The sequence below is a fragment of the Burkholderia sp. MSMB0856 genome, assembly GCF_001524645.2.
In the GTDB taxonomy this organism is placed as follows: domain Bacteria; phylum Pseudomonadota; class Gammaproteobacteria; order Burkholderiales; family Burkholderiaceae; genus Burkholderia; species Burkholderia diffusa.
In genome coordinates this window covers 2,248,776-2,268,342 of the sequence record NZ_CP013427.1, presented here as the reverse complement: position 1 = coordinate 2,268,342, position 19,567 = coordinate 2,248,776, and the positions used below count along the sequence as shown (strand labels likewise).

At 66.1% G+C, this 19,567-nt stretch carries 17 protein-coding genes; 12 read left to right on the top strand and 5 right to left on the bottom strand.

Going from position 1 to position 19,567, the window contains the following annotated elements:
* Positions 1-108: 108 nt before the first annotated feature.
* Positions 109-1,596, bottom strand: coding sequence for a glycine betaine/L-proline transporter ProP (gene proP / locus WS87_RS11715; protein ID WP_059815757.1), 1,488 nt, complete (start codon positions 1,594-1,596; stop codon positions 109-111).
* A gap of 539 nt (positions 1,597-2,135) precedes the next feature.
* On the opposite strand from proP, the gene WS87_RS11705 reads away from it, so the two are divergent.
* Positions 2,136-2,468 (top strand): YnfA family protein, encoded by a 333-nt coding sequence (locus tag WS87_RS11705; RefSeq protein ID WP_059523489.1) that lies wholly within the window; start codon positions 2,136-2,138, stop codon positions 2,466-2,468.
* A gap of 34 nt (positions 2,469-2,502) precedes the next feature.
* Here the strand turns inward: WS87_RS11705 and dnaQ are convergent, their stop codons facing one another.
* Genes dnaQ through WS87_RS11690 form a run of 3 tightly spaced genes read right to left on the bottom strand, consistent with a single transcriptional unit; the run spans position 2,503 to position 4,528 of the window.
* A complete protein-coding gene (gene dnaQ / locus WS87_RS11700; protein ID WP_059815754.1) occupies positions 2,503-3,237 on the bottom strand; it encodes a DNA polymerase III subunit epsilon in 735 nt (244 codons plus the stop codon).
* Positions 3,238-3,275: 38 nt separating this feature from the next.
* Positions 3,276-3,719: a ribonuclease HI gene (gene rnhA, locus WS87_RS11695; RefSeq protein WP_059815751.1), complete on the bottom strand. Its 444-nt coding sequence runs from the start codon at positions 3,717-3,719 to the stop codon at positions 3,276-3,278.
* Positions 3,716-4,528, bottom strand: coding sequence for a class I SAM-dependent methyltransferase (locus WS87_RS11690; protein ID WP_059523482.1), 813 nt, complete (start codon positions 4,526-4,528; stop codon positions 3,716-3,718). The genes rnhA and WS87_RS11690 overlap by 4 nt, the downstream gene beginning before the upstream one ends.
* An 18-nt stretch (positions 4,529-4,546) precedes the next feature.
* On the opposite strand from WS87_RS11690, the gene gloB reads away from it, so the two are divergent.
* From gloB to WS87_RS11640, 8 genes are all read left to right on the top strand, one after another.
* On the top strand, positions 4,547-5,353 hold the full coding sequence (gene gloB, locus WS87_RS11685) for a hydroxyacylglutathione hydrolase (protein WP_059523480.1): 807 nt from the start codon (positions 4,547-4,549) through the stop codon (positions 5,351-5,353).
* 152 nt (positions 5,354-5,505) lie between these two features.
* Positions 5,506-7,092 (top strand): transglycosylase SLT domain-containing protein, encoded by a 1,587-nt coding sequence (locus WS87_RS11675; protein WP_059815747.1) that lies wholly within the window; start codon positions 5,506-5,508, stop codon positions 7,090-7,092.
* 163 nt (positions 7,093-7,255) lie between these two features.
* Positions 7,256-8,488 (top strand): MFS transporter, encoded by a 1,233-nt coding sequence (locus WS87_RS11670; protein ID WP_059815744.1) that lies wholly within the window; start codon positions 7,256-7,258, stop codon positions 8,486-8,488.
* A gap of 361 nt (positions 8,489-8,849) precedes the next feature.
* Positions 8,850-9,995 (top strand): glutamine-hydrolyzing carbamoyl-phosphate synthase small subunit, encoded by a 1,146-nt coding sequence (gene carA / locus WS87_RS11660; RefSeq protein WP_059523474.1) that lies wholly within the window; start codon positions 8,850-8,852, stop codon positions 9,993-9,995.
* A 37-nt stretch (positions 9,996-10,032) separates the two neighbouring features.
* Positions 10,033-10,692: a leucine efflux protein LeuE gene (gene leuE, locus WS87_RS11655; protein ID WP_059523472.1), complete on the top strand. Its 660-nt coding sequence runs from the start codon at positions 10,033-10,035 to the stop codon at positions 10,690-10,692.
* Between the two features lie 59 nt (positions 10,693-10,751).
* Positions 10,752-14,006 (top strand): carbamoyl-phosphate synthase large subunit, encoded by a 3,255-nt coding sequence (gene carB, locus WS87_RS11650; protein ID WP_059815741.1) that lies wholly within the window; start codon positions 10,752-10,754, stop codon positions 14,004-14,006.
* A 118-nt stretch (positions 14,007-14,124) separates the two neighbouring features.
* Positions 14,125-14,601, top strand: a complete 477-nt coding sequence (greA, locus tag WS87_RS11645; protein ID WP_021163362.1) for a transcription elongation factor GreA — start codon at positions 14,125-14,127, stop codon at positions 14,599-14,601.
* 14 nt (positions 14,602-14,615) lie between these two features.
* Positions 14,616-15,074: a DUF4149 domain-containing protein gene (locus tag WS87_RS11640; RefSeq protein ID WP_059523468.1), complete on the top strand. Its 459-nt coding sequence runs from the start codon at positions 14,616-14,618 to the stop codon at positions 15,072-15,074.
* 58 nt (positions 15,075-15,132) lie between these two features.
* On the opposite strand, the gene WS87_RS11635 is transcribed toward WS87_RS11640, so the two are convergent.
* Positions 15,133-15,660 (bottom strand): YhbY family RNA-binding protein, encoded by a 528-nt coding sequence (locus WS87_RS11635; protein WP_059815739.1) that lies wholly within the window; start codon positions 15,658-15,660, stop codon positions 15,133-15,135.
* 193 nt (positions 15,661-15,853) lie between these two features.
* Between WS87_RS11635 and WS87_RS11630 the strand changes: the two genes are divergently transcribed.
* The 3 genes from WS87_RS11630 (at position 15,854) to folP (ending at position 19,548) form a co-directional block, all read left to right on the top strand.
* Entirely contained in the window at positions 15,854-16,516 is a 663-nt protein-coding gene (locus WS87_RS11630; protein WP_059523464.1) for an RlmE family RNA methyltransferase, read from the top strand.
* A 166-nt stretch (positions 16,517-16,682) separates the two neighbouring features.
* Positions 16,683-18,578, top strand: a complete 1,896-nt coding sequence (gene ftsH / locus WS87_RS11625; RefSeq protein WP_059465595.1) for an ATP-dependent zinc metalloprotease FtsH — start codon at positions 16,683-16,685, stop codon at positions 18,576-18,578.
* 76 nt (positions 18,579-18,654) lie between these two features.
* Complete coding sequence (gene folP / locus WS87_RS11620; RefSeq protein ID WP_156437262.1) at positions 18,655-19,548, top strand: dihydropteroate synthase; 894 nt, start codon at positions 18,655-18,657, stop codon at positions 19,546-19,548.
* The last annotated feature ends 19 nt before the right edge of the window (positions 19,549-19,567 follow it).

The following is a 19,567-nucleotide window of genomic DNA, read 5'->3' as shown; positions in this document are numbered from 1 at the left end:
CGCGCGTCCATCCAACAGATGAAAAAAAGCCCGGCCGGCGCAAGCCGGTCGGGCGGATCGGGTTCGATCGAGCCCCGGCTTTTGCCGGGGCTTTTTCTTGGGCGATGCTCAGGCGCGTGCAGTCGACACGACGCCGTAAATTTCCGCGTCGTCGTCGTTCTCGCGCATCTCGCGCACCAGCTGGTGCGCCTCGCGGCGCGTCGCGACGGCCGGCGGCGAGCCCTTGAGCGGCTGGCGTGCGGTTTCGGCAAGCGCGACGACCGACACGATGCCGATCACGGCGGCGCCCATCATGTAGTACGCGGGCATCATCAGGTTATGGGTCACGTCGACGAGCCATGCCGTGACGAGGGGCGTCGTGCCGCCGAACAGCGACACCGACACGTTGAAGCCGATCGCGAGCGCGCCGTAGCGGATCTCGGTCGGGAACAGCGCCGGCAGTGCCGACGGCATCACGCCGGTAAAGCACGACAGCAGCACGCCGAGAATCAGCAGGCCGCCGAACACCGACGCGGTGGTGCCCGCGTGGATCAGCATCATCGACGGGATCGACAGGACCAGCAGGCCGACGCAGCCGGCCAGCATCACGGGCTTGCGGCCGATCTTGTCCGACAGGCGGCCGGCGGCGAGCGTCAGCGGCATCATCAGCACCATCACGATCAGCACCAGCACGAGGCTGTGCGACTCGTCGAAGTGCAGCGTCGACGACATGAAGCTCGGCAGGTACGACAGCACCATGTAGTCGGTCACGTTGAAGATCAGCACGAGGCCGACGCAGAGCAGCAGCGCGCGCCAGTTGCGCATTAGCGTTTCGCGGAAGCGTGCCTTCGGCACGGCCTTGTCCTGCGCTTCGCGCTCTTCGGCCTGGCGCTTGAACGCCGGCGTTTCCTCGAGCTTCATCCGGATGTACAGGCCGATCAGGCCGAGCGGGCCCGCGATCAGGAACGGCACGCGCCAGCCCCACGACAGCAGCGCTTCCTGCGACAGCGACGCGGTGAGCAGCGCGACGACGCCGGCGCCCATCACATAGCCGATCAGCGTGCCGAATTCGAGGAAGCTGCCCATGAAGCCGCGGCGCTTGTCGGTCGAGAACTCGGCGATGAAGGTGGCGGCGCCGCCGTATTCGCCGCCGGTCGAGAAGCCCTGCACGAGGCGGGCGACGAGCAGCAGCACGGGCGCCATGATGCCGATCGACGCATAGCTTGGGATCAGGCCGATCGCGAAGGTGCCGACGGCCATCATGATCATGGTGGCGGCGAGCACGCGCTGGCGGCCGATGCGGTCGCCGAGCGGGCCGAACACCATGCCGCCGAGGGGTCGCACGAGGAACGCGGCGGCGAAGGTGCCGAAGGTCGCGAGCAGCTGCGCGGACGGGCTGCTGGACGGGAAGAACACCTTGCCGAGCGTGACGGCGATATAGCTGTAGACGCCGAAGTCGAACCATTCCATCGCATTGCCGATGGCCATCGCGCTGACGGCGCGCTTGAGCAGGCTCTGGTCGACGACGGTAATGTCGTCCGCGGCGAGCGGGGCCTCGCCGGACGACGTGGTGGAAGAAGCAGCGGTCGGGCTGACGTGTGTTGCGGTCAAGGTCATGCACTCCTTTGACTGCGCCGGAACGGGCGGGCCGTCCGACACGGTTTGCCGGCGAGCGCGATGTCGCGTGCTGCGCGTCGGGGCAGGCCATTTAAGCGCTTACTGCACATGAGGCGGTAAAGGGCCGTAAGGGACTGCTTCGACGCGGGCCCGATGGGCCGTCGCGACGGTGCGCTCATGAAGAATGGGCCGCGTGATGCGAGCGGCAGATGCCGGCGCGGACGTGTCCGGCGTTCCGGCAAGCGCCCCGGAGGGGCAACGAAACGAGAAAAGCGGGCCTGTCGGGCGGGCTTTCCTGTGGATGCAATTTCGGTCGAAGCACCGGCCCGCAACGCGCGGACGGACTCCTGTCGAAATTGAGTAGACAGAGATTGAATGTTGAAACAGGCGACATGATAGCACGATGGCAGACGATCGTGCAAATTGCCCGGAATCCCCGGTCTGGCGGCCGTTCCGGCGAGGCCGGCTCCGGTATGATCGGCGGCGCGCGGCGGGGTCGCGCGGCCCGCCGGTTGGGGGCCGAATCTGCGAGGAACCGGATGACCGAACTGATCAGGATTGCGGCGCTGTTCGCCGTCACTGCACTGGCCGAAATCGTCGGCTGCTACTTGCCGTGGCTCGTGCTGAAGGGCGGCCGGCCCGTGTGGCTGCTGGTGCCGGCCGCGCTGTCGCTTGCATTGTTCGCGTGGCTGCTGACGCTGCATCCGAGCGCGGCGGGGCGCACGTATGCGGCGTACGGCGGCGTGTATATCGCGGTGGCGCTGATCTGGCTGCGGGTGGTCGACGGCATTGCGCTGTCCCGCTGGGATGTGGCGGGGGCGGTGCTCGCGCTCGGCGGGATGGCGATCATCGCGCTGCAGCCGCGCGCGTGAGCGCGGCTGCAGGCGCCGGTCGGGAGATGCCGCGTCAGGCGGCCTCGGCGGCGTCCGCGTCGGCGGGCTTGCGCCACACGCAGGTGCCCTTGACCGACTTGTCGAGTTCGTCGAGCTGGGTCTGGTGGGCGGCGAGTTCGTCGTCGCTCGCCGCGAGAACCGGCAGGTCGAGCGACGCGAGCGACACGCGCTGGCCGTTCGCCGCGCCGCCGTCGGCGCCTGCGTCGTCGAGCATGTCGATCACGAGGCTGTCCTGGCCACGTGTCATCGCGAGATAGACTTCGGCGAGCAGTTCCGAGTCGAGCAGTGCGCCGTGCAGCGTACGGTGCGCGTTGCTGATGCCGAACCGGTCGCACAGCGCGTCGAGCGAATTGCGCTTGCCGGGGAACATCTGCTTGGCCTGCACGAGCGTGTCGATCACGCCGCCGCAATGCTCGGTGAACGGCGGCAGGTCGAGCCGCGCGAATTCTGCGTCGAGAAACCCGAGGTCGAACGGCGCGTTGTGGATGATCAGCTCGGCGTCCTTCACGAAGTCGCGGATCTGGTCGACGACTTCCGCGAACTTCGGCTTGTCGCTCAGGAATTCGGTCGTGAGGCCGTGCACGGCCAGTGCGCCCGGATCGCTGTCGCGCTCGGGGTTCACGTAGATGTGCAGGTTGTTGCCGGTGAGCCGCCGGTTCAGCAGCTCGACGCAGCCGATTTCGATCAGGCGGTCGCCCGTGCGGGGATTCAGGCCGGTGGTTTCGGTATCGAGAATGATCTGGCGCATGTCGGATAAATCGGGAAAGACAGTGGGGTGGCCTGCGTTCAGGCCACGAGCGATTCGACGCCGCGATTCGCGAGCGCGTCCGCGCGTTCGTTTTCGGGGTGGCCCGCGTGGCCCTTCACCCAGCGCCACTCGACCTCGTGCTGTGCGACGAGCGTGTCGAGGCGCTTCCACAGGTCGGCGTTCTTCACCGGGGTTTTCGCCGCGGTGACCCAGCCCTTCTTCTTCCAGCCGTGGATCCACTCGCTGATGCCTTTCTGCACGTATTGCGAGTCGGTATGGACGATCACGCGGCACGGCCGCTTCAGCGCCTCGAGCGCGGCGATCACGCCCATCAGTTCCATGCGGTTGTTGGTCGTGTCGGGCTCGCCGCCGAACAGCTCTTTTTCGCGGTCGCCGTAGCGCAACAGTGCGCCCCAGCCGCCGGGGCCGGGATTGCCCTTGCAGGCGCCGTCGGTATAGATGTCGATGGTGTCGGTGGTCATGAGTGTTCTTGGTGGGTGGTCGGGGTGGCCGCCGGCGTGAGGCCCGGCGCGAGCACGGGCTTCTTCATCTTGATCGGGCCGACGAGGCGCATGCCGCGCACGCGCTTGACGGCCGTGACCATGTAGACGGCGCCGAAGATCGGCCACCAGCGGTCGCCGGCGGCTTCCATGAAGCCGTAGCGGGCAAGCCATTTGTCGGTGACGAGCGGCGGCCGGTAGCAGCCGAAGCGGCCGCGCTCGAGATCGAAGCCGAGCAGCTTGATCCAGTCCTTGAGCCGGATGAACGCGATCTGGTCGCGCGCGGCCGGCACGAATGGACGGTTCGCCATGCGTCCGAACGATTGCCGCATGCCCCACAGGCTCAGCGAATTGAAGCCGGTGATCACGAGCTGGCCTTCCGGCATCAGCACGCGCTCGGCTTCGCGCAGCAGGCGGTGAGGGTCCGACGTGAATTCGAGCGTATGCGGCATCACGATCAGGTCGACGCTCTGCGACTCGAACGGCAGGTCGAGCAGATCGCTCCACGTCGTGCTGCGACCGGCCGGCGCATGTTCGGGCGCGTGCGCCTCGCGCGCCCACGGATACTGGTAGGGCGCGCTCGCGCCGCTCGCCGGATCGAGCACGAGGCCACGATACGGCATGCGGTTCTCGCGCAGCGCATCGAGCTGCGGCAGGCCGAGCTGCAGCGCGTGAAACCCGAAGACGTCGGACACGATCCGGTCGAGCTGCGCCTGCTCCCAGTCCAGCACGTAGCGGCCGGGCGGCGAGTCGGTCCAGGCGGGCCAGTCTATAATTTGACGATCGGACATAACGATGATTGCGCGCCCATGAACGAGCTGGAATACGTGCCGGTTCCGGCATTCGAAGACAACTATATCTGGCTCGTCTCGGACGGCCGCGATGCGATCGCCGTCGATCCGGGTGAAGCCGCGCCCGTACGCCGTGTTCTTGCCGAACGCGGCTGGCGGTTGACCGCTATTTTACTCACGCACCATCATGCCGACCATGTCGGCGGTGTCGCCGCGCTGCGCGATGGCCAACCGGACGATGTGCCGCTGGTCGTTTACGGCCCGGCAGCCGAGTCGATCGGCGTGGTCATGCGGCCGCTCGCGGGCGGCGATCGCGTGACGCTCGACGCGCCGGCGCTCACGTTCGACGTGCTCGACGTGCCGGGGCATACGCGCGGTCACATCGCCTATTTCCAGGCGGCCGGGCAGGGCGCCGCGACCCCTCATGTGTTTTGCGGCGACACGCTGTTCTCGTGCGGCTGCGGCCGCCTGTTCGAAGGCACGCCCGCGCAGATGCTCGCGTCGCTCGACGCGCTCGCGGCGCTGCCCGGCGACACCCGTGTGCATTGCGCGCACGAATATACGCTGTCGAACATCCGCTTCGCGCTCGCGTGCGAACCGGGTAATGCGGCGCTCGCCGCCTGGCGCGACGACGCGCAGGCGCTGCGCGCGCGCGGCGTGCCGACGCTGCCCACCACGATCGCGCACGAACGCGCCGTCAACCCGTTCATGCGGTCGGACAGCCCGGCCATCCATGCGACGCTCGAGGCCGAGCTGCACGAAACGGTGCCGGATCGCCTCGCGGCGTTCACGCTGATGCGGGAGTGGAAAAACCGGTTCCGATGACGATTTCCGGAGGACTCCAAAAGCTCAAGCGGAGTCTGTAAAAATTGCTCCAAATGTAGGATTTGGCTGAGTTTTCGGTGTTTTTATTGACGTGAAGCACGCACTTCCGTAGTATCGCCAGCAATTTCCAGCCGTCGGAAGCCGAGATTTTCATGCGACTTATATTGAGTGCGATGGTGGTCCTGCTACTCGCCGCTTGTGCGAGCCAGGCTCCTGTCGCCAACAACGCCGCCGATTCGCAGGCGGCGTCCAACTACCTCCGTAAATCAGCCACCGCCAAAGAAACTGTCGACGTCGACAAGCAATCCGTCGGCGACCTGACCAGTGCAGATTCCGATCTCTGGGGCCGCATCCGTCGCGGCTTCCAGATGCCCGACCTGCAGAGCGACCTCGTCGACATGCAGACGACCTGGTACACGCAGCGTCCCGATTACGTGCAGCGCATGACCGAGCGCTCGCAGAAGTACCTGTATCACATCGTCGAGGAACTCGAGGCGCGCCATATGCCGACCGAGCTCGCGCTGCTGCCGTTCATCGAATCCGCGTTCAATCCGCAGGCGCTGTCGGTCGCGAAGGCGGCAGGCATGTGGCAGTTCATGCCGGGCACGGGCCGCACGTACAACCTGAAGCGCAACATGTGGCAGGACGAGCGCCGCGACGTGCTCGCGTCGACGAGCGCCGCGCTCGACTACCTGTCGCGCCTGCATGACATGTTCGGCGACTGGTATCTGGCGCTGGCCGCGTACAACTGGGGCGAGGGCAACGTGCAGCGTGCGATCGCGCGCAACCAGGCGGCCGGCCTGCCGACCGATTACCAGAGCCTGCGGATGCCGAACGAGACGCGCAACTACGTGCCGAAGCTGCAGGCGGTGAAGAACATCATCGCGAATCCGCAGCAGTTCGGCCTGACGTTGCCGGAGATCCCGAACCACCCGTATTTCGTGACGGTCACGACGTCGCGCGACATCGACGTGGCGGTGGCCGCGAAGCTCGCGAACCTGTCGCTCGACGAGTTCCGCTCGCTGAACCCGTCGTTCTCGAAGCCGGTGATCCTCGGCGCGACCGAGCCGCAGATCCTGCTGCCGTTCGACAACGCGTCAGCGTTCGAGAAGAACCTGAAGGCCTACAACGGCCAGTTGTCGACGTGGACCACCTATACGGTCAGCGAGCGCGCGCGCCCGGCCGCGATCGCCGAGAAGATCGGTGTCGACGCCGATACGCTGATGTCCGTCAACAAAATTCCCGCCGGCATGCGCCTGAAGCCGGGCTCGACCATCGTTGTGCCGCGCGGCGATGACGACGACGAGGACATCAGCGCGGACGTTGCGGAAAATGGCGCGCTCGCGATGGAGCCCGACGTACCCGACACGCGCAAGATGCTGATCCGCGTGCGCCGCAAGCAGTCGATGGCGGCGATCGCCGGCCGCTACGGCGTGTCGGTCAGCCAGCTGAAGGCATGGAACCGTACGCATCGCGATCTCGCAATGCCGGGCCAGGCGCTCGTGCTGCACGTCCCTGTCGGTCGCGCGGTGCCTGCCGAGCCGGGTCCGGAGCGGATCGCGACGTCGACCGCCGGCGCGCGTATCGAGCGCGCGAGCCTGTCCGTCGGCGGCAAGTCGCGCGGCGCGAAGCACGGTGCCGCGAAGCCGGCGGCCCGCGCGACGAAGGCTGCTTCCGCGAAGGCGGCGCCGGCCAAGGCGGCGCCAAAGGCCGCTGCAAACAAGGGCAAGAAGAAGTAACGCGGTCGCGACTGCAGCGCGGCGGTCCGGCCGGATCGCGCGCTTGCGTTATCATCCGATGAAACACGAAGCAACGCCGTCACCGAGGTGACGGCGTTTTCGTTTGTGCGCGGCAGCGGCAGCGCTGCTTCGCGCGGCCGGGATCGGATCACGAGGAGGAGCGATGTCGTCGGTGCAGGTGAGGGTGCTCGCGCTGTTTGCGGTCGGATATTTCGTGTCGTATGTGTTCCGCGGCGTCAATCTTGGCTTCGCGCCGTTCGTCACGCACGAGCTCGGGCTCTCGGCCGCCGATCTCGGGCTGCTCACCAGTCTCTATTTTCTCGGCTTTGCCGGCGCGCAGATTCCGGCCGGCGTGCTGCTCGACCATTTCGGCCCGCGCCGCGTGACGGCCGGGATGCTGCTGTTCGCGGCTGCCGGCGCCGCCGTGTTCGGCGTCGCGCACGACCTTGGCACGATGATGGTCGGCCGGCTGCTGATCGGCGTCGGCGTATCGGTCTGTCTCGGTGCGGCATTCAAGGCGCTCGCGCAGCATTTTCCGGTCGGCCGGCTGCCGCTCGTCAACGGTCTCGTGATGGCTGTCGGCGGCCTGGGCGGCGTCGCGGTCGGCTCGCCGTTGACCTGGCTGCTCGGCGTGACGAACTGGCGTGTGATCTGCGGCGGCCTCGCGGTGCTGACGATCGTCGTCGCGGCCGCGATCGGCTTCGGCGCGCCGGATGCCGAGCGGCCGCGCCATCAGGGCGGACTCGTCAGCCAGTTCAAGGGCACGTGGCACATCCTCGGCAGCCGTGCGTTCTGGAAGATCTCGTCGTTCTCGATCGTCACGCAGGGCGTGTTCTACGCGATGCAGTCGCTGTGGGTCGGTCCGTACCTGCGCGACGTCGCGGGGTTCGATGCGCCGCACGCCGCACGGCTCGTGTCGGTGCTCGGCTTCGCGATGATGGCCGGCTGTGTCGGTTTCGGCGCGGCGGCGCGCGTGCTCGAGCGCCGCGGCGTGTCCGTCCAGGCGTTTTGCGGCGTCGGCATGGTGCTGTTCGTCGCCACGCAAATCGCGATCGTCGCGCGCGTGCCGCTGCCGCCGGCCGTGCTGTGGGCGGCCTACGGAATGTTCGGCGGCGTCGGGATCCTGACCTATGCCGTGCTGGCCGGCCACTTCCCGGCCCAACTGATCGGCCGCGCGAATACGACACTGACGCTCGTGATCTTCGTGCTGATCTTTGCGTTCCAGATCGGTATCGGCGCGGTGCTGTCGCACTGGCCGGCCGTCGACGGCCATTACCCGGCTGCCGCGCACGTCACGGCGTGGAGCGTGCTGCTCGTGCTGCAACTCGCGAGCGCGGTCTGGTACGTGTGGCCCGCGCGCAGCGCTGGCAAGCATGTTGATCCGGCGGTACGCTGACGGGTAGGGCGGCTGCGGAAACGGGGCCGCAGCAACGAATGGCGCGCGTGATGCCACGGCATTGCGCGCGCCGCATGTGTGATCGGACGGCCATATCGATTGAAGATAAGGCCATTTTCGGGCTATAATTTGAAAGTTTGTGCTGATCAACCTCGCACCCTAGCGCCTACCTCACTCATCCCGTTCATCCGCCGCACGCCGCCTGTCGGGCGATGCCGCGAAGCCTCGTGCGCCACGCGCCGGGTTCGCGTGCCGACACCGCAGGTCGCGTCCAGCTAGCGACTCCGCGCGCCTACGCAGCGCGGCGCTCGCGCGGCAGGGTAAACAGGTCGGCAGCAGGGTGTTCCCCAAGGAGCCTCCCGTGTTGCCGTCTTTTTCTCCCGCCTTGCTTGCACTCGCCGACGGCACGGTCTTTCGTGGTTATTCGATCGGGGCCGAAGGCCACACGATCGGTGAAGTCGTGTTCAACACCGCGATTACCGGCTATCAGGAAATCCTGACTGATCCGAGCTACGCGCGTCAGATCGTCACGCTCACCTACCCGCATATCGGCAACGTCGGCGTCAACGCCGAAGACGTCGAAGCCACGAAAGTCCATGCCGCCGGCCTGATCATCCGTGATCTGCCGACGCTCGCATCGAATTTCCGCATGGACCGCACGCTCGGCGACTACCTGCGCGACGAAGGCGTCGTCGCGATCGCCGGCATCGATACCCGCAAGTTGACCCGTATCCTGCGCGACAAGGGCGCGCAGAACGGCTGCATCCTGGCCGGCTCGAACGACGAGGCGAAGGCGATCGAACTCGCGCGCTCGTTCCCGGGCCTCGCGGGCATGGATCTCGCGAAGGTCGTGTCGACCACGAAGCCGTTCGAGTGGAAGCAGACCGAATGGCGCCTCGGCAGCGGCTACGGCATGCAGGAAGCGCCGAAGTACCGCGTCGTCGCGTACGACTTCGGCGTCAAGTACAACATTCTGCGCATGCTCGCGGAGCGCGGCTGCCACGTGACGGTGCTGCCGGCCGAGGCGAGCGCGGCCGACGCGCTGGCACTGAATCCGGACGGCATCTTCCTGTCGAACGGCCCCGGCGATCCGGAGCCGTGCGACTACGCGATCGCGGCGGCCAAGGAATTCATCGAGCGCGGCGTGCCGACCTTCGGCATCTGCCTCGGCCACCAGATCATGGGCCTCGCGGTCGGCGCGAAGACGCTGAAGATGAAGACGGGCCACCACGGCGCGAACCACCCGGTGAAGGATCTCGGCGACGGTCGTGTGGTGATCACGTCGCAGAACCACGGTTTCGCGGTCGACGCGGATTCGCTGCCGGCCAACGCGCGCGTGACGCACGTGTCGCTGTTCGACGGCACGCTGCAGGGCTTCGAGCTGACCGACAAGCCGGCATTCTGCTTCCAGGGCCACCCGGAAGCGTCACCCGGCCCGCACGACATCGCGTATCTGTTCGACCGCTTCACCGCACTGATGGACGCGGCGAAGCAGCGCAACGCCTGACGCAACTGAAGCAACCGAAGAACGGGAGATTCGCATCATGTTCGGCCACGCACTCGGCATCACGGATATCTGGACCTACGTGTTCGGCGTGATCTTCATCATCCTGCTGCCGGGGCCGAACTCGATGTACGTGCTGTCGCTCGCGGCGCAGCGCGGCGTGAAGGCCGGATATCGCGCGGCCTGCGGCGTGTTCCTCGGCGACACGGTGCTGATGGTGCTGTCCGCCGCGGGCGTCGCGTCGCTGCTGAAGGCGAACCCGCTGCTGTTCTCCGTCGTCAAGTACGGCGGTGCCGCGTACCTGCTGTACATCGGTGCCGGGATGCTGCGCGGCGCGTGGCGGAAGCTGCGCGCGCGCGCCGATGCGCCGGCCGATGCACCGCGTGCGGTCGACGGCGAGCGGCCGTTCCGCAAGGCGCTGATCGTGAGCCTCCTGAATCCGAAGGCGATCCTGTTCTTCATCTCGTTCTTCATCCAGTTCGTCGACCCGGCGTTCCCGCATCCCGCGCTGTCGTTCGTCGTGCTCGGGGCGATCGCGCAATGCGCGAGCTTCCTGTACCTGAGCACGCTGATCTTCGCGGGCGCGCGGCTCGCCGAGCATTTCCGCCGCCGCCGCAAGCTCGCGGCGGGCGCGGCGAGCAGCGTGGGCGGCCTGTTCATCGGTTTCTCGGTGAAGCTCGCGCTCGCCACCATGAGCTGAGCGCAGCCGCCGATCCGCGACAACGCCACGACAAAGATTACTTACTGAATTCACAAGCCATGCCAAAACGCACAGACATCAAAAGCATCCTCATCATCGGCGCCGGCCCGATCATCATCGGCCAGGCTTGCGAGTTCGACTATTCGGGCGCGCAGGCTTGCAAGGCGCTGCGTGAAGAGGGCTACAAGGTCGTCCTCGTGAACAGCAACCCGGCGACGATCATGACCGACCCGAACACGGCCGACGTCACCTACATCGAGCCGATCACGTGGGAAGTCGTCGCACGCATCATCGAGAAGGAGCGCCCGGACGCGATCCTGCCGACGATGGGCGGCCAGACCGCGCTGAACTGCGCGCTCGACCTGCACCACCACGGTGTGCTCGAGAAGTTCGGCGTCGAGCTGATCGGCGCGTCGCCGGAAGCGATCGACAAGGCGGAAGACCGCCAGAAATTCAAGGAAGCGATGACCAAAATCGGTCTCGGCTCCGCGAAGTCGGGCATCGCGCACTCGATGGAAGAGGCGACCCAGGTGCATGCCGAGATCATGGCCGGCACCGGCGGCAGCGGCTATCCGGTCGTGATCCGTCCGTCGTTCACGCTCGGCGGCTCGGGCGGCGGCATTGCGTACAACCGCGAAGAGTTTGAAGAGATCTGCAAGCGCGGTCTCGACCTGTCGCCCACGCGCGAGTTGCTGATCGAAGAGTCGCTGCTCGGCTGGAAGGAATACGAGATGGAAGTCGTGCGCGACCGCGCCGACAACTGCATCATCGTGTGCTCGATCGAAAACCTCGACCCGATGGGCGTGCACACCGGCGACTCGATCACGGTCGCGCCGGCGCAGACGCTCACCGACAAGGAATACCAGATCCTGCGTAACGCATCGCTCGCGGTGCTGCGCGAGATCGGCGTCGACACCGGCGGCTCGAACGTGCAGTTCTCGATCAACCCGAAGGACGGCCGCATGGTCGTCATCGAGATGAACCCGCGGGTGTCGCGTTCGTCGGCGCTCGCATCGAAGGCGACCGGCTTCCCGATCGCGAAGGTCGCGGCGAAGCTGGCGGTCGGCTACACGCTCGACGAGCTGAAGAACGAAATCACCGGTGGCCAGACGCCGGCATCGTTCGAGCCGACGATCGACTACGTCGTCACGAAGATCCCGCGTTTCGCGTTCGAGAAGTTCCGCGAAGCCGATTCGCGCCTGACCACGCAGATGAAGTCGGTCGGCGAAGTGATGGCGATCGGCCGTACGTTCCAGGAATCGTTCCAGAAGGCGCTGCGCGGCCTCGAAGTCGGCGTCGACGGTCTCGACGAGAAGTCGACCGACCGCGACGAGATCGCGATCGAGATCCACGAGCCGGGCCCGGACCGCATCTGGTACGTCGGCGATGCATTCCGCATCGGCATGACGGCCGAGGAAATCTTCGCGGAAACCGCGATCGACCCGTGGTTCCTCGAGCAGATCGAGCAGATCATCCTGAAGGAAAAGGCGCTCGCGGGCCGCACGCTCGCGTCGCTGACGTTCGACGAGCTGCGCTACCTGAAGCAGAGCGGCTTCTCCGACCGCCGCCTCGCGAAGCTGCTCGGCGCGACGCCGGAAGATGTCCGCAAGCGCCGCGTCGAACTCAACGTTCGCCCGGTCTACAAGCGCGTCGACACCTGCGCGGCCGAGTTCGCGACCAAGACGGCCTACATGTACTCGACCTACGAGGAAGAGTGCGAGGCGCAGCCGACCACCAACAAGAAGATCATGGTGCTGGGCGGCGGCCCGAACCGAATCGGCCAGGGCATCGAGTTCGACTACTGCTGCGTGCACGCGGCGCTCGCGATGCGCGAGGACGGCTACGAAACGATCATGGTCAACTGCAACCCGGAAACGGTGTCGACCGACTATGACACGTCCGACCGCCTGTACTTCGAGCCGCTGACGCTGGAAGACGTGCTCGAGATCGTCGACAAGGAAAAGCCGGTCGGCGTGATCGTCCAGTACGGCGGCCAGACGCCGCTGAAGCTCGCGCTCGACCTCGAGGCACACGGCGTGCCGATCGTCGGCACGTCGCCGGACATGATCGATGCGGCCGAAGACCGCGAACGCTTCCAGAAGCTGCTGCAGGACCTCGGCCTTCGCCAGCCGCCGAACCGCACCGCACGCGCCGAAGACGAAGCGCTCGCACTGGCGGCCGAAATCGGCTACCCGCTCGTCGTGCGCCCGTCGTACGTGCTGGGCGGCCGCGCGATGGAAATCGTCCACGAGCCGCGCGACCTCGAGCGCTACATGCGCGAGGCCGTGAAGGTGTCGAACGATTCGCCGGTGCTGCTCGACCGCTTCCTGAACGACGCGATCGAATGCGACGTCGACTGCATCTGCGACGGCGAGTCGGTGTTCATCGGCGGCGTGATGGAACACATCGAGCAGGCGGGCGTCCACTCGGGCGACTCGGCATGCTCGCTGCCGCCGTACTCGCTGTCGAAGGAAACCGTTGCCGAACTGAAGCGCCAGACGGGCGCAATGGCGAAGGCGCTGAACGTGGTCGGCCTGATGAACGTGCAGTTCGCGATCCAGCAGGTGCCGCAGGCGGACGGTTCGAAGCAGGACATTATCTACGTGCTCGAAGTGAACCCGCGCGCATCGCGCACGGTGCCGTACGTGTCGAAGGCGACCAGCCTGCCGCTCGCGAAGATCGCGGCGCGCGCGATGGTCGGCCAGAAGCTCGCGCAGCAGGGCGTGACGAAGGAAGTCGAGCCGCCGTACTTCAGCGTGAAGGAAGCGGTGTTCCCGTTCGTCAAGTTCCCGACCGTCGATCCGGTCCTCGGGCCTGAAATGCGTTCGACCGGCGAAGTGATGGGTGTCGGCCAGACGTTCGGCGAGGCGCTGTTCAAGTCGCAGCTCGCGGCGGGCTCGCGCCTGCCGGAGTCGGGCACGGTGCTGCTGACCGTGATGGACGCCGACAAGCCGAAGGCGGTCGAAGTCGCGCGCATGCTGCACGACCTCGGCTACCCGATCGTCGCGACCAAGGGCACGGCTGCCGCGATCGAAGCGGCCGGCGTGCCGGTGAAGGTCGTCAACAAGGTGAAGGACGGCCGTCCGCACATCGTCGACATGATCAAGAACGGCGAGATCGCACTCGTGTTCACGACGGTCGACGAGACGCGCCAGGCGATCGCCGATTCGCGTTCGATCCGCATGAGCGCGCAGGCGCACAAGGTCACGTACTACACGACGATGTCGGGCGCGCGCGCGGCTGTCGAAGGCTTGCGCTACCTGAAGGATCTGGAAGTCTATGATTTACAAGGTCTTCATGCTCGCCTAAACTAAGCGTTCAGTTACCTGTCGAAGCAACACGTGCCGCGATTAAGCGGTGTTTCCGGTTCGCCGGAAATGCGCTTAATCGCGGTGATTTTTTTTATAGCCGTTTTTAGCGATTGAGCCGTTTATGAGCACCATTCCGTTGACAAAGCGTGGCGCAGAGCAACTGCGCGATGAATTGCAGCGCCTCAAGTCCGTCGAGCGGCCGGCCGTGATCAACGCGATCGCGGAGGCCCGCGCACAGGGCGATCTGTCCGAAAACGCCGAATACGACGCTGCGAAAGAAAAGCAGGGCTTCATCGAGGGTCGCATCGCGGAAATCGAATCGAAGCTTTCGGCCGCGCAGGTCATCGATCCCACCGTGCTCGACGCTGAAGGCCGCGTGGTCTTCGCATCGACGGTCGAACTCGAGGATCTCGAGTCCGGCGATACCGTCAAGTACCAGATCGTCGGCGACGACGAAGCCGACATCGATCACGGCCTGATCTCGGTCAGCTCGCCGATCGCACGCGCGCTGATCGGCAAGTCCGAAGGCGACGTCGCGGCCGTGCAGGCGCCGAGCGGCGTGCGCGAATACGAAATCATCTCGGTCAGCTACATCTGAAGCGGGGCGACGTGATGCCGCATCGCGTGTTCCGTCTGCTGTCGGCCGTGTGGGTCGGCAGCCTGCTGACGATCGGGTATGCGGTCGCGCCCGTGCTGTTCAAGACGCTGGAGCGGATGACGGCCGGCTCGGTCGCCGCCCAGTTGTTTCGCATCGAGGCGATCCTCGGTGTCGTATGCGGCGTGTTGCTGCTCGCGCTGTCGAACCAGCAGGTGCGGCGTGGTAGCGGCGATTACCGGCGCGTGCGCTGGATCGTCGCGGCGATGGTCGCGTGCGTGCTGGTCGGGTATTTTGCGCTGCAGCCGTTCATGAACGCGCTGCGGGTGGCCGCGATGGAGGCGGGCACCGATATCGCGAACTCGCCGTATGCGAGCCGCTTCGGGATGCTGCACGGCGTGTCGAGCCTGTTCTATCTCGTCGAGAGCGTGCTGGGGTTGATGCTGATCTGGCGTTTGCCGGCGCGAGACGCCTGAACGGCGTGTGCGCCGCACCGGCAGGGCGGCACGGGGTGCCCCGTGCCGCGCGGCAGGATTACTTGCCTTGGTGCGGCCGCTTCGTGCTGGCCTGACGCTTTTTCGCACGCTTCACGGTGCCGCCCGCCGTCACGCGCTCGTTGCCGCGCACCGTGACCTTTACCGGCCTCGGACGGCGCACGGGGCTCGCGTTCGGCGACACCTTGACGACCTTGACGGTGCGCGGCGCACGGCCTTTCTTGTCGTCGACGGCTTCGGCCGCGCTCGGCAGCGCGCCGGCACGACGGCCGCGGGTCGGGGCCGCCACGGCAGCCTCGGGCTTCCAGATCACCAGCAGCTTGCCGATGTGCTGGATTGGCGCCGCGTTCAGGCGGTCGCAGATCTCGTCGTAAATGGCGACGCGCTCGTCGCGCTCGTCACCGAACACACGGATCTTGATCAACTGGTGCGCGGCGAGGTGCACCTTGATTTCCTTCAGCACGGCGTCGGTCAGCCCGTCGGCGCCGATCAGCACGACGGGCTTGAGCGCATGGGCCTGGGAGCGCAGCGCGGAGCGCTCGGCGGGGGAAAGCGAAAGGGCGGGCATGGAAATGTCGAAATCTAAATAGGGGCGCGCTGCATCAGAAGCGAATCGCGGGAAGTTACCGCATCAGCCGCGCGCCGAAACCACGTAAAATCGCGGCTTGGGCCCGGAAGGGGCCGCAGCCGCGCGAAGAAGACGCGTATTATCCGCCAAAAGCACGGCTTCACGAAGCAAATAGCAGCAATCTCTCTCTCGAATGGCAAAAAACCGCTTTAACCAGCACTGGCTGCACGACCACATCAACGACCCGTACGTCAAAATGGCGCAGCGGGAGGGCTATCGCGCGCGTGCCGCGTACAAGCTGAAGGAAATCGACGAGCAGGACAAGCTGATCCGTCCGGGCCAGGTGATCGTCGATCTCGGCGCGACGCCGGGCAGCTGGAGCCAGTATGCCCGCAACAAGCTCGCGCAGGGCAAGAAGCGTGACGCGGAGCGCGAAGGCGGCATCGACGGCACGATCGTCGCGCTCGACATCCTGCCGATGGAACCGATCGCCGACGTCCACTTCCTCCAGGGCGACTTCCGCGAGGACGAGGTCCTTCACCGGCTCGAGGAAGTGCTCGAAGGCCGCTCGGTGGACCTTGTTATTTCGGACATGGCCCCCAACCTCTCGGGCGTGGCCTCGGCGGACGCGGCGCGCATCGAGCATCTGTGCGATCTGGCGCTCGAATTTGCGCAGAATCATCTGAAGCCGGAAGGTGCGCTGCTCGTGAAGTGTTTCCACGGCAGCGGCTACAGCCAGATCGTCGAAAAGTTCAAACAGCAGTTTAAGATCGTCGCGCCGCGCAAGCCGAAGGCGTCCCGCGACAAATCGTCCGAAACGTTCATTTTGGGCCGGCAACTGAAGCATCCGCGGTGACGCGGGGCGCGGTGCCGCAAACGGGCTCCGGCCCTTGCCAGACAAGCGAAGCGCTATCGCGACGGTTGTCAATGCTTATGGCAGGGGTGGTCGGACTGGATTAGAATGACCGAGGAGCGCCGCAAGGAAAATGTAGGCGCTCGTCTACGAGTGAAGGAGTGGTGCTTTGAACAACAATATGTTTTCGAAGGCAGCAGTGTGGCTGGTGATCGCACTGGTGCTGTTTACGGTGTTCAAGCAGTTCGACAAGCCCCGCGTCCAGGAAGGTGTGTCCTATTCGCAGTTCATGGACGACGCCAAGAACGGCAAGGTCAAGAACGTCATCGTGCAGGGGCGCAACCTCACCGTCACTCCGGCTGATGGCCAGAAATACCAGATCGTGTCTCCCGGCGACATCTGGATGGTCGGCGATCTGATGAAGTACGGCGTGCAGGTCAGCGGCAAGGCCGATGACGAGCCGAACGCGCTGATGTCCGCGTTGTACTACCTCGGGCCGACGATCCTGATCATCGTGTTCTGGTTCTACATGATGAGGCAGATGCAGGGAGGCGGCAAAGGCGGCGCATTTTCGTTCGGGAAATCGCGTGCGCGGCTGATCGACGAGAACAACAACGCGGTGAACTTCTCCGACGTCGCAGGCTGCGACGAAGCGAAGGAAGAAGTGTCCGAGCTCGTCGACTTCCTGCGCGACCCGCAGAAATTCCAGAAGCTGGGCGGTCGCATTCCGCGCGGCGTGCTGCTCGTCGGCCCTCCGGGTACCGGCAAGACGCTGCTCGCCCGCGCGATCGCCGGTGAAGCGAAGGTGCCGTTCTTCAGCATCTCGGGTTCCGACTTCGTCGAAATGTTCGTCGGCGTCGGCGCGGCCCGTGTGCGCGACATGTTCGAGCAGGCGAAGAAGCACGCACCGTGCATCGTGTTCATCGACGAAATCGACGCGGTCGGCCGTCATCGCGGCGCCGGCATGGGCGGCGGCAACGACGAGCGCGAGCAGACGCTGAACCAGATGCTGGTCGAGATGGACGGCTTCGAAGCGAACTCGGGCGTGATCGTGATCGCCGCGACCAACCGTTCCGATGTGCTCGACAAGGCGCTGCTGCGTCCGGGCCGTTTCGACCGCCAGGTCTATGTCGGCCTGCCGGACATCCGCGGCCGCGAGCAGATCATGCGCGTGCACCTGCGCAAGGTGCCGATCGCGAACGACGTCGACGCAGCGGTCATCGCGCGCGGCACGCCGGGCTTCTCGGGCGCCGATCTCGCGAACCTCGTGAACGAAGCGGCGCTGTTCGCCGCCCGCCGCGGCAAGCGCATCGTCGAGATGCAGGATTTCGAGGACGCGAAGGACAAGATCTTCATGGGTCCGGAGCGCAAGTCGGCGGTGATTCGCGAAGAAGCGAAGCGTGCGACGGCTTACCACGAGTCGGGCCACGCGGTGATCGCGAAGCTGCTGCCGAAGGCCGACCCGGTGCACAAGGTCACGATCATCCCGCGCGGTCGCGCGCTGGGTGTCACGTGGCAGCTGCCGGAGCATGACAACGAGACGTACTCGAAGGACTACCTGCTCGACCGCCTGGCGATCCTGTTCGGCGGCCGCGTCGCCGAGGAGCTGTTCCTGAACCTGATCAGCACCGGCGCGTCGGACGACTTCAACAAGGCGACGCAGACGGCGCGTGCGATGGTGGCGCGTTTCGGCATGACCGACGCGCTCGGACCGATGGTCTACGTCGACGACGAGAACGACAGCGGCCCGTTCGGCCGCGGCTTCACCCGCACGATCTCGGAAGCGACGCAGCAGAAGGTCGACGGCGAAATCCGCCGCGTGCTCGACGAGCAGTACGGCCTTGCGCGTCGCCTGCTCGAAGAGAACCGCGACAAGGTCGAGGCAATGACGGCCGCGCTGATGGAGTGGGAGACGATCGACGCCGATCAGATCAACGACATCATGGAAGGGCGTCCGCCGCGCTCGCCGAAGAGTTCGCCGGCCGTTGGCGGCGATTCCTCGGGTGGCGGCACGGCCGCCGAAGTGAAGCCCGGCAACGCGCCGGCGCCTGCTTCGCCGGCCTGACCTTCGCCGTAGCACCGTTCACGGGCTGGTGTGGCTTCACACCGGCCCGTTTTGCATTCATCAACACCTCCCGCCCGTGCCCGAATCCGCAGTTTCAGCCTCCATTCCCGCGCCACTCCAGTGCGGCCGTTTCTCGCTGACGTTCGAACGCCCGCTCGTGATGGGCATTCTCAACGCCACCCCCGATTCGTTTTCCGACGGCGGCCGCTTCCTCGCGCGCGACGATGCGCTGCGCCAGGCCGAGCGGATGATCGCCGAAGGCGTCGACCTGATCGACATCGGCGGCGAGTCGACGCGTCCCGGTGCACCGCCTGTGCCGCTCGACGAGGAACTCGCGCGCGTGATCCCGCTCGTCGAAGCACTGCGGCCGTTGAACGTGCCGCTGTCGATCGACACCTACAAGCCTGCCGTGATGCGTGCGGCGCTCGCTGCCGGCGCGGATATGATCAACGACATCTGGGGGTTCCGCCAGCCGGGTGCGATCGACGCGGTTCGTGAAGGCAACAGCGGACTGTGCGCGATGCACATGCTCGGCGAGCCGCAGACGATGCAGGTCGGCGAGCCCGACTACGGCGACGTCGTGACCGACGTGCGCGACTTTCTCGCCGCACGCGCACAGGCGCTGCGCGACGCGGGCGTCGCAGCGGAACGGATCTGCGTCGATCCCGGGTTTGGATTCGGCAAGGCGGTGGTCGACGACAACTACGCGCTGCTGGCCGCGTTGCCCGACACGGCGCCCGCGCGGCCCGACGGGCGCGCGTATCCGATTCTCGCGGGCATGTCGCGCAAGTCGATGCTCGGCGCGGTGATCGGCGGCAAGCCGCCGATCGAACGCGTCGCGGCGAGCGTGGCGGCAGCATTGTGCGCAGTCGGGCGCGGTGCGGCGATCGTGCGTGTGCACGACGTCGCGGCGACGGTCGATGCGCTGAAGGTCTGGAACGCCGTGCGCGAAGCCGCGCGGCAACGATAAGTCAGAAGTCAGAAAGACG